Here is an 8,193-nt window from a genome sequence, read left to right on the forward strand (position 1 = left end):
GCCGGCCCCCCTCCCGCTCCCCCGGGGGCGGTGGCCTCACCAAGTCCCGCGGGCCATAACTGCTGCTGCACGCACACCGGGGCGGCAACACGGCGACGGTCACCATGACCGGGCCGCCCATACTCCTCCCCCGGCGGAGCGACGGGCACGACGGCATCACACCAAGCACCACCCGGCCACCGAGCCCGCGAGGCGGCCAAACCACCGCCGGACGCCCACCGAGGCGGCACGACGACAGCCGCCGTGATCACCCGAACCACCCACCCCGCCACCGAGACCCACACGGCGGACAGGCTGCTGCCGTACCCGCTGAGGCCGGGCGGCGACGGGATGGACCCGGGGCGGCACCGCCGGCTGTGCGGGGTGCCGCCCCGGGGCCATGGGGAGCACGGGGGTCGTGCGGGCCCGTCGACCCGCCACCTGGGCCGACGAGGCGCGCAGGCTGTTGCCGGGCCCCGCGGCCCGCGCCTGCGCAAGGCGCCATGGTCGTCCCGGCTCGGCGGTCGCTGTTCGCGCACACCCCGTGATCACCGCGTCAGACGGCGTCAGCTCACTCGCTCCGACACCGTGATCGCGGCGACGGGGCACGCCCGGGCGGCCTCGCGGACCATGGGGTCGGCGGCGCCCTCCCTGCCGGGCCGGAGCGTGCTGTAGCCCTCGTCGTCCTGGGTGAAGACACGCGGGGCGGCCAGGGCGCACTGGCCCGCCCCGATGCAGACGTCCCTGTCGATGTCGATGTCCAAGTGCATCGTCGGAGCCTCTTACCAGGTCACGGGGAGTTCCAGCATCCCCTGGATGGTGTCGCCGGGCTTGAAGGGGATCTCCTCGGCGGGGGCCGCGAGGCGCAGGGTGGGCAGCCTCTCGAAGAGGGTGTGCAGGGCGATCTCCAGTTCGGCGCGGGCGAGGTTCTGGCCCAGGCACTGGTGGATGCCGAAGCCGAACGCGATGTGGTGCCGGGCGGGCCGGTGCCAGTCGAGGGTGTCGGGTTCGGCGTAGACGTCCTCGTCGCGGTTGACGACCGAGGTCGAGAAGACCACCCCCTCCCCCGCACGGATCGTCCTCCCGGCCACCTCGATGTCCTCCATGGCCATCCGCAGCAGCCCGTCGGCGATCGACAGCATCCGCATGAGCTCCTCGACCGCGGCCGGGACCAACGCCGGATCGGTGCGCAACTCGGCCAGCCGGTCGGGGTGTTGGAGCAGGGTGAAGGTGCCGAGGGAGATCATGTTGGCGGTGGTCTCGTGGCCGGCGACCAGCAGGATGATCGCCAGGGCGATCACATCCTGACGGGTCAGCTCGCCGTTCCGCAGCTGCCCGTGGACGAGTTCGTCGAGCACACCGTCGCCCGGCTCCGGCCCCTTCTGCTTGCGGTCGATCAACTCATCGACGTACGCCTCAAGTTGGTCACGGGCGTCCATGACGTCCTCGGCCGTGGGCCCCCGCAGCAGCCGCCGGGACTGTCCCTCGAAGAAGTCGTGGTCGGTGTAGGGCACGCCGAGCAGGGCGCAGATCACGGTCGAGGGGACGGGCAGCGCGAAGGCGCTCACCAGCTCGGCGGGCGGCCCCTGGGCGATCATCGCGTCGATGCGTTCGTCGACGATCTCCTGGATGCGCGGGCGGAGTTCGGTGGCCCGGCGGAGCGTGAAAGCGGGGACCATCATGCGCCGCTGGACGCGGTGCTCGGGGTCGTCGACGCCCAGCAGCGCCGTCCTCCGCTTCTTGATCGCCGCGAAGCGCGCCGTGGGCGCGGGGAAGCCGTCGCGGGTGCGGTCGGTGGAGAGCCGGGGGTCGGCGAGCAGGGCGCGTGCGGTGCCGTGTCCGGTGACCAGCCAGGCCGGACGGCCGTCGAAGAGACGGATCCGGGACAGCGGGGGGCCGGCTCGCAGGTCGTCGTAGGCGACGGGCGGGTGGTAGGGGCAGGTCCGGTCCTGGGGGAAGGCGACGGGTTCCGTTTCCGTCATGGAAGACCTCGCAGACGAAGGGTGCGTCGTGCAGATCTTCATTAGATGCCCAGGGCATCTATAAGGCGACGAGAAGTTCGGCCAGATCGGTGGCGGGGCCGATCTGGCCGAAGATCGTCGCCGCTGGGAGGGTGCGTCACACCCCGGGACTGTCGTGCCCTGGAATCCCGGCTGCCCCGGCCCGCCCGCCTGCCTCGGTATCCGGCCACACCGGCATCGTCCGAGGGACGTCCCGATGGCCATGACGCGCTCGTCAGCGCAGTGGCCGTCATCCCCGGCGGGTCCCTGGGAACCCGATAGGGATGATTCCCGCGCGGGGCCGCGTTGTGGTGCAGTGCCGTGCGGGAACCCCGTGGCAGACGACGAGGAGAGGGACACCATGCCTCTTGAGGGCGAGTACGAGCCCAGCCCGACCCAGTGGGTGCGTGAGCAGGTGGAGTTGTACGAGAGCTCCGGTGGCGCCAAGGGCAACACGCTCATGGACACGGGGATGCCGGTCATCGTGCTGACCACCCGCGGCGCGAAGAGCGGCCGCATCCGCAAGACGCCGTTGATGCGGGTCGAGCACGACGGTCGTTACGCGGTGGTCGCCTCGCTGGGCGGCGCCCCCAAGCACCCGGTCTGGTACCACAACGTCAAGGCCGATCCGCATGTCGAGCTCCAGGACGGGCCGGTCAAGCGGGACTTCACCGCCCGGGAGATCACGGGGGCGGAGAAGGACGAGTGGTGGGAGCGTGCCGTGGCGGCCTACCCGCCGTACGCGGACTACCAGAAGAAGACCGACCGGGTGATCCCGGTCTTCGTCCTGGAGCCCGTCGACGGCGACTGACCGCCCTCGAAGCGTTCTGAGGATTTCTTCGGAGAAATCTTCGGCCGGAGAGGCGTGAGCCGGCTCCGGCCGGGCACCCGAGCGTCAGGCCCCGCCGCGTTCCCCCGTCGCGGCGGGGCTTTCCCGTGCCTCCGCGGCCGGCCGGTCGGTCACGTCGAGGAAGATCTGGTCCGCCTCGGCCACGGTCCGGGACACGGACCGCTTGATGCGTACGGCGACCTCCTCGACCCGCTCGCTGTCCAGACCCGGCACCAGATCGACCCGGGCGGCCACCAGGACCGAGTCCAGCCCCATCTTCATGGTGAACAGGGCCTCCACACTGTCGATCTCGGGCTGGGCGTCCAGCACCGCCCGGATCCGGGCGGTGGACTCCGGGTCGGCGGCCTCGCCGATGAGCTGTCCCTTGGCCTCGCGGCCCAGCCGGTAGGCCACGTAGACCAGCAGCACACCGATGGCCAGGGACGCGGACGCCTCCCACACCACCTGTCCGGTGATCATGTGCAGCGCCATGCCGATCATGGCGAGGGTCACGCCGAGCACCGCCGTGCCGTCCTCGGCGACGACCGTGCGCAGGGCCGGGTCGCGCATGCCCTTGGCGGCGCCGCCCTGCTTGTGCACCTGGTGCAGCGCCCGCAGCAGCGAGATCCCCTCGGCCAGGAAGGCCACGCCCAGCACGATCAGGCCGGCCACATAGCCGCTGAGGGTCTCCTCGGCGCCGTTGCGGAGTGCCTCGATGCCCTGGAAGAAGGAGAAGCAGCCGCCCATCACGAAGATGCCGACGGCCGCGATCAGCGACCAGAAGAACCGCTCCTTGCCGTAGCCGAAGGGATGTCGCCGGTCCGCTGGGCGGCGGCTGCGGCGCAGCGCGGCCAGCAGGAAGACCTCGTTGAGGCTGTCCGCCACGGAGTGCGCCGCCTCCGACAGCAGCGCGGGAGAGCCCGCCAGGAGGCCGCCGACGGCCTTGGCGACGGCGATCACCAGATTTGCCGCGAGTGCCACCAGGACGGTGACGCGTGTCTTCCGGTCTGCTTTTTCTTTCGTCGATGTCCCGCTCACTCACGCCGACTGCCCGCCTCCCGGGTACTCACACCGTGCCGATTCCCGAAAACGGGGAACGCGTCCACCAGGACAGGCTCAGACAGGAGGAAGCATGGGCAGCGCCGACGACGGCAACAGCTCGTACGGCCACAAGGCGTTCAAACGGTCCAAGAGCCATTTCGCGGACCGGGTCACCGCCGACGGCCGGGACGGCTGGCCGGTGGAGGCCGGCCGGTACCGCCTGGTGGTCAGCCGCGCGTGCCCCTGGGCCGGCCGGGCGGTGATCTCGCGACGGCTGCTCGGGCTGGAGGACGCGCTCTCGATGGCGATCACCGACCCGATCCAGGACGACCGCAGCTGGCGTTTCACCCTGGACCCGGACGGCCGCGACCCGGTGCTCGGCATCCGCTACCTCAGCGAGGCCTACGACAAGCGGGAGAGCGACTACCCGGGCGGGGTGAGCGTGCCCGCGCTCGTGGACATCCCCAGCGGACAGCTCGTCACCAACGACTACCAGCAGCTCACCCTGGACCTGGCCACCGAGTGGACGGCCCTGCACCGGGAGGGAGCGCCGGACCTGTATCCGCGGGCGCTGCGCGACGAGATCGACGCGGTGATGGCGGACGTCTACGAGGACGTCAACAACGGCGTGTACCGGGCGGGTTTCGCCTCCGACCAGGAGGAGTACGAGCAGGCGTGCGCGGACGTGTTCCGCCGGCTCGACCTGCTGACACCGCGGCTGGCACGGCAGCGGTACCTGGTCGGGGACACCATCACCGAGGCGGACATCAGGCTGTTCACCACACTCGTGCGTTTCGACGCCGTCTACCACGGTCACTTCAAGTGCAACCGCTGGAAGCTGGCGGAGAACGAGGTGCTGTGGGCCTACGTCCGGGACCTCTACCAGACACCGGGATTCGGGGACACCGTCGACTTCGACCACATCAAGCGGCACTACTACCAGGTGCACAGCGGGATCAACCCGACCGGCATCGTGCCGCTCGGGCCGGACCTGGCGGGCTGGCTGACGCCGCATCACCGTGAGCGGCTCGGCGGCCGTCCGTTCGGCGACGGGACCCCGCCGGGGCCGCCGCCCGCGCGGGAGCGCGTGCCGGAACAGGGACGTCCCTGACCGGCCCCCGAGCAACGACCCACTAGAGCAAGGAGATCCTGATGGCCAAGAAGAAGAAGCTTCCCCTCGCCTACCAGCCCCTCGGGTTCGTCCTCGGCTGGTCGAGCGGCTGGCTGGCGGGTCTCGCCTTCCGCAAGACGTGGATGGCGATCCGGCACGAGGAGGACGCGCCCGACGCCCTGGACCAGGACCGCGGTTGGGGGGAGATCCTCCTGGCGGCCGCGATCCAGGGCGCCATCTTCGCCGCGGTGCGCAGTGCCGTGGACCGCACGGGGGCGAAGGCCATCGAGCGGTCCACGGGCGTCTGGCCGGCCTCCGAGAAGGGCGGCCGCGACTGACTCAGCCCTGCTTGGGCGCGGTCGGGGTGACCAGCCGCAGAGTGAAGGAGTGTCCGGCGGGGTCGGCGTAACCGCGTTCCTCGAAGGGCCCCGCCGCGTCCTTCGTCTCCAGTGGGCGGCCGCCGAGCTCCACCACCTTGCGCTCGGCGTCGTCCAGGTCCTCCACCACGAAGTCGAGGTGGGCCTGGAGGGAGTTCTCGGGCCGGGGCCAGCTCGGCGGTGTGGCGTTGACGTCTCGGCGCAGGGCCAGGCGGAAGCCGTCCGCGCCCCTGATCTCCACGCGGTTCGCGGTCGCGTCGGTCTCCTCGGCCGCCAGCAGCTCCTTGTAGAACACGGCGAGTTTCTCGGGCTCGGCACAGTCGAGCACCACGACCCCCGCTTTCACCAGTGCCATGTCTCCTCCGAAGGGTTCGGCCACGGGGTGTTGGCGCCCCGCGGCCTTGTACCTTGCGGATATCCCGGCGCGGCGGATTCAGTCGGCGACCAGCCACCGTCCGTCCCGCATCAGCTCACGCCCCGTGATCTCGTTGGCCTCCCGCCAGGCCTGTACGCGCCGCGGGTGGACGCGGAAGTACAGGTAGGGGGTGGTGAGCCCGCGGGGGTCGAAGCCGGTCCGCTCGGCGAACCGGTCCCCCTCCTCCTGGCTCAGCTCGGCCTGGGTGACGGTCTCGACGGTTCCCTCGATCATCACGACGTCCCGGGTGGGCCCGAGTCCGAGCCGCGCCCGTCCGGTCGCCTTCAGGTTCCGGCCGGTGGGGCTGGCCGCGGGGGTGGCGAGGAGCAGGTCGGAGGCGTCCCAGAGGAACGAGAGCGGCACGAGATACGGCACCCCCGAGCCGTCGTCCGGGGCCGTGGCGACCCAGACGTCCTCGTCGTGCTCCAGCCGGTGCAGGGTGTCCTGCTTGCGCTGCTTCGCGGGGCGGGGCGGCTGCATGCTCATCTGCGTACGTCCTCCTGCTGGCTCCTCAACTGACGCGCCCAGTCTGATCGTTCCCCTTGGCTTCCACCTCCGCATTTCGCCCGGGGCGTGCCGCAGGGTGCACCAGGACGGGCCGTGCCGGGTTCGCGGGCGACTTCCTGGACGGATGTCCAGCTATAGTGGACACCCGTCCAAGAAGTAGGGGAAGCTGATGGAGATCCTGGCGAACGTGCTGGTCGGCCTGGTGGCGGCGTTGCATGTGTACATCCTGGTGATGGAGATGTTCCTGTGGCAGAAGAAGCCGGGGATGTCCTTCCACGGGTTCGACCCGGAGATGGCCCGGGCCACCGCCGCGATGGCCGCCAACCAGGGGCTCTACAACGGCTTCCTCGCGGCGGGCCTGGTGTGGGGCCTGGTCGCCGGGGACCCGACGGGCTTCCGGGTCCAGGTGTTCTTCCTGGTCTGCGTGATCGTCGCGGGCGTGTACGGCGCCGTCACCGCCAACGTCCGGATCCTCGCCGCGCAGGCGTTGCCCGGCGCGCTCGCCCTGACCGCCGTCCTCGTCGCACAGTGACCCACCCCGCGCCCGAGGACCCGCGCGCGGCCCGCACTCGGGCGCGGCTGCGGGAGGCACTGCTGGCGGAGTGCGCGGAGCGTCCGCTGGAGGAGGTCGGCGTGGCCGCGCTGGTGCGACGGGCCGGGGTCGGCCGGGCCACCTTCTACGTGCACTACGACGGCCTGGAGGCGCTCGCCGTCGACGCCTGCGCGGACGTCGTACGGGACGCGGTGGAGGCGCTGCACGCCTGGCGCGGGCGGCCCGACCCGGTGCACGCGCCGCCCGCGCTCGCGGAGTTCTTCGCCTCGCTCACCCCGCACACCGCCCTGTACCGGTCCCTGCTCGCCCCGGGTGGCGGCGGCCCGCTGGGCCGGGTGCTGCACCGGGACCTGCGGTCCTACAGCCTGCGGGAGCGCGAACTCGCGGGCGCCGCCGACGCCCCCCTGGTCGCCTCCGCCGTCGCCGCCACCTTCGCCGGCGTCCTCGCCGACTGGCTGCACGGCCTGCTCGACGCCGGCCCCGCCGACATCGCCGACCAGGTATGGCAGTTGCTGGTGGCACTGCACGCCAGCCGGTGAAGTCGCCTCACTTGCAGGCGACTTGTTCCGCGAGCAGGGGCCAGGCCGCCACGCCGTCGGGGGTGCGGACGTACGCCGTGCGCTGGGAGTCCGTCAGCCACAACTCCTGCTTCCCGTACCGGTATCCGGTGTCGTGGGCGTCCGTCGGCAGGGTGGCCGAGTCGTCGTGGGCCGCGGTGAGCGTGCCCGGGTCGAGCAGGCCCTCCGGGTCACGGGCATACGTCCGCTCCCCGAGGCGCAGGAAGTGCACCTGCGTCCAGCCGCAGTGGTCGTCCCCCGGGCCGCTGCTCACCTCGGCGGTCGGCACCCGCTCGCCCGCGCGGTCGGTCCAGATCTCGTAGCCGTGGGAGGCGGTCCACGCGGCGGGGAGTTCGGACGGGTCGCAGGAGGCACTGGTCTCCGGGCCCCAACCGGGCCTGTCCCGCTGATCCTTGGCGACCACGACGGCCACCTTGGTCCGGCCGCCGACATCGTAGGAGTACAGCACGCGGTCCGCCTCCCGGCGTTCCACGCGGTAGCCCGAGCGGGGCTCGCCCGGGTCGAACAGGTCGAAGTACAGTTCCAGCCCCTCCTGCGGGCTGTCGCCGCCGTCGTCCGCGCTCCAGCCGTCGGGGCCGTTGCCGTGGTGGATCTCCCCGGCGCACTCCAGGGCCCGGCCGGCCGCACCCGAGGCGAGCCGCAGTGCCCGCGGGGTGTGCTCGTCCAGTTCCCTGGTGGGGACGTTAAGCGGCCCGGCGTAGGCGCTCGCCGGTGCGTTGCCCTCGACCACCAGGCCCTCCCCGGACTCGCACCCCGTAAGCACCATGGCCACGACCGTCGGCACCACCCACAGCCCTCTGCGC

Annotated in this window: 11 protein-coding genes; 5 read left to right on the forward strand and 6 right to left on the reverse strand. The window is 71.7% G+C overall.

The genetic code is table 11. The annotated features are described in order from the left end of the window. Nucleotides 1-545 precede the first annotated feature (545 nt). Both EHS43_RS30405 and EHS43_RS30410 read right to left on the reverse strand, forming a co-directional pair. A complete protein-coding gene (locus EHS43_RS30405) occupies nt 546-743 on the reverse strand; it encodes a ferredoxin (protein ID WP_125193929.1) in 198 nt (65 codons plus the stop codon). 18 nt (nt 744-761) lie between these two features. Then, entirely contained in the window at nt 762-1,961 is a 1,200-nt protein-coding gene (locus EHS43_RS30410; RefSeq protein ID WP_125193920.1) for a cytochrome P450, read from the reverse strand. Nucleotides 1,962-2,340: 379 nt separating this feature from the next. Here EHS43_RS30410 and EHS43_RS30415 point away from each other — a divergent pair, with 379 nt between their 5' ends. Continuing rightward, complete coding sequence (locus EHS43_RS30415) at nt 2,341-2,790, forward strand: nitroreductase family deazaflavin-dependent oxidoreductase (RefSeq protein WP_125193921.1); 450 nt, start codon at nt 2,341-2,343, stop codon at nt 2,788-2,790. Between the two features lie 84 nt (nt 2,791-2,874). Here the strand turns inward: EHS43_RS30415 and EHS43_RS30420 are convergent, their stop codons facing one another. Further along, a complete protein-coding gene (locus tag EHS43_RS30420; RefSeq protein WP_125193922.1) occupies nt 2,875-3,846 on the reverse strand; it encodes a cation diffusion facilitator family transporter in 972 nt (323 codons plus the stop codon). A 94-nt stretch (nt 3,847-3,940) separates the two neighbouring features. Here EHS43_RS30420 and EHS43_RS30425 point away from each other — a divergent pair, with 94 nt between their 5' ends. Further along, a complete protein-coding gene (locus EHS43_RS30425) occupies nt 3,941-4,960 on the forward strand; it encodes a glutathione S-transferase family protein (RefSeq protein WP_125193923.1) in 1,020 nt (339 codons plus the stop codon). A gap of 41 nt (nt 4,961-5,001) precedes the next feature. Continuing rightward, on the forward strand, nt 5,002-5,298 hold the full coding sequence (locus EHS43_RS30430) for a DUF4235 domain-containing protein (protein ID WP_125193924.1): 297 nt from the start codon (nt 5,002-5,004) through the stop codon (nt 5,296-5,298). A 1-nt stretch (nt 5,299) separates the two neighbouring features. Here EHS43_RS30430 and EHS43_RS30435 read toward each other — a convergent pair whose 3' ends face one another. Beyond that, complete coding sequence (locus tag EHS43_RS30435; protein ID WP_125193925.1) at nt 5,300-5,692, reverse strand: VOC family protein; 393 nt, start codon at nt 5,690-5,692, stop codon at nt 5,300-5,302. A 78-nt stretch (nt 5,693-5,770) separates the two neighbouring features. Further along, complete coding sequence (locus tag EHS43_RS30440) at nt 5,771-6,238, reverse strand: pyridoxamine 5'-phosphate oxidase family protein (RefSeq protein WP_125193926.1); 468 nt, start codon at nt 6,236-6,238, stop codon at nt 5,771-5,773. Between the two features lie 190 nt (nt 6,239-6,428). Here EHS43_RS30440 and EHS43_RS30445 point away from each other — a divergent pair, with 190 nt between their 5' ends. Together EHS43_RS30445 and EHS43_RS30450 are read left to right on the forward strand one after the other, a co-directional pair. Continuing rightward, a complete protein-coding gene (locus tag EHS43_RS30445) occupies nt 6,429-6,791 on the forward strand; it encodes a DUF1304 domain-containing protein (protein ID WP_125193927.1) in 363 nt (120 codons plus the stop codon). After that, nucleotides 6,788-7,351 carry a TetR/AcrR family transcriptional regulator gene (locus EHS43_RS30450; RefSeq protein ID WP_125193928.1) on the forward strand — a complete coding sequence of 188 codons (564 nt, stop codon included), beginning with the start codon at nt 6,788-6,790 and terminating at the stop codon, nt 7,349-7,351. Before EHS43_RS30445 ends, EHS43_RS30450 begins: the two co-directional genes overlap by 4 nt. A gap of 7 nt (nt 7,352-7,358) precedes the next feature. Here EHS43_RS30450 and EHS43_RS30455 read toward each other — a convergent pair. Then, on the reverse strand, nt 7,359-8,193 hold an 835-nt coding region (locus EHS43_RS30455; protein WP_312023451.1), incomplete at its 5' end, for a hypothetical protein.

Origin of the sequence: Streptomyces sp. RP5T, from assembly GCF_003933965.1 — a bacterium.
Classification (GTDB): domain Bacteria; phylum Actinomycetota; class Actinomycetes; order Streptomycetales; family Streptomycetaceae; genus Streptomyces.

Coding starts and splice junctions, on each gene's coding strand:
- EHS43_RS30410 (WP_125193920.1), bottom strand. CDS start 1,961: ATGACGGAAACGGAACCCGTCGCCTTCCCCCAGGACCGGACCTGCCCC.
- EHS43_RS30415 (WP_125193921.1), top strand. CDS start 2,341: ATGCCTCTTGAGGGCGAGTACGAGCCCAGCCCGACCCAGTGGGTGCGT.
- EHS43_RS30425 (WP_125193923.1), top strand. CDS start 3,941: ATGGGCAGCGCCGACGACGGCAACAGCTCGTACGGCCACAAGGCGTTC.
- EHS43_RS30430 (WP_125193924.1), top strand. CDS start 5,002: ATGGCCAAGAAGAAGAAGCTTCCCCTCGCCTACCAGCCCCTCGGGTTC.
- EHS43_RS30435 (WP_125193925.1), bottom strand. CDS start 5,692: ATGGCACTGGTGAAAGCGGGGGTCGTGGTGCTCGACTGTGCCGAGCCC.
- EHS43_RS30440 (WP_125193926.1), bottom strand. CDS start 6,238: ATGAGCATGCAGCCGCCCCGCCCCGCGAAGCAGCGCAAGCAGGACACC.
- EHS43_RS30445 (WP_125193927.1), top strand. CDS start 6,429: ATGGAGATCCTGGCGAACGTGCTGGTCGGCCTGGTGGCGGCGTTGCAT.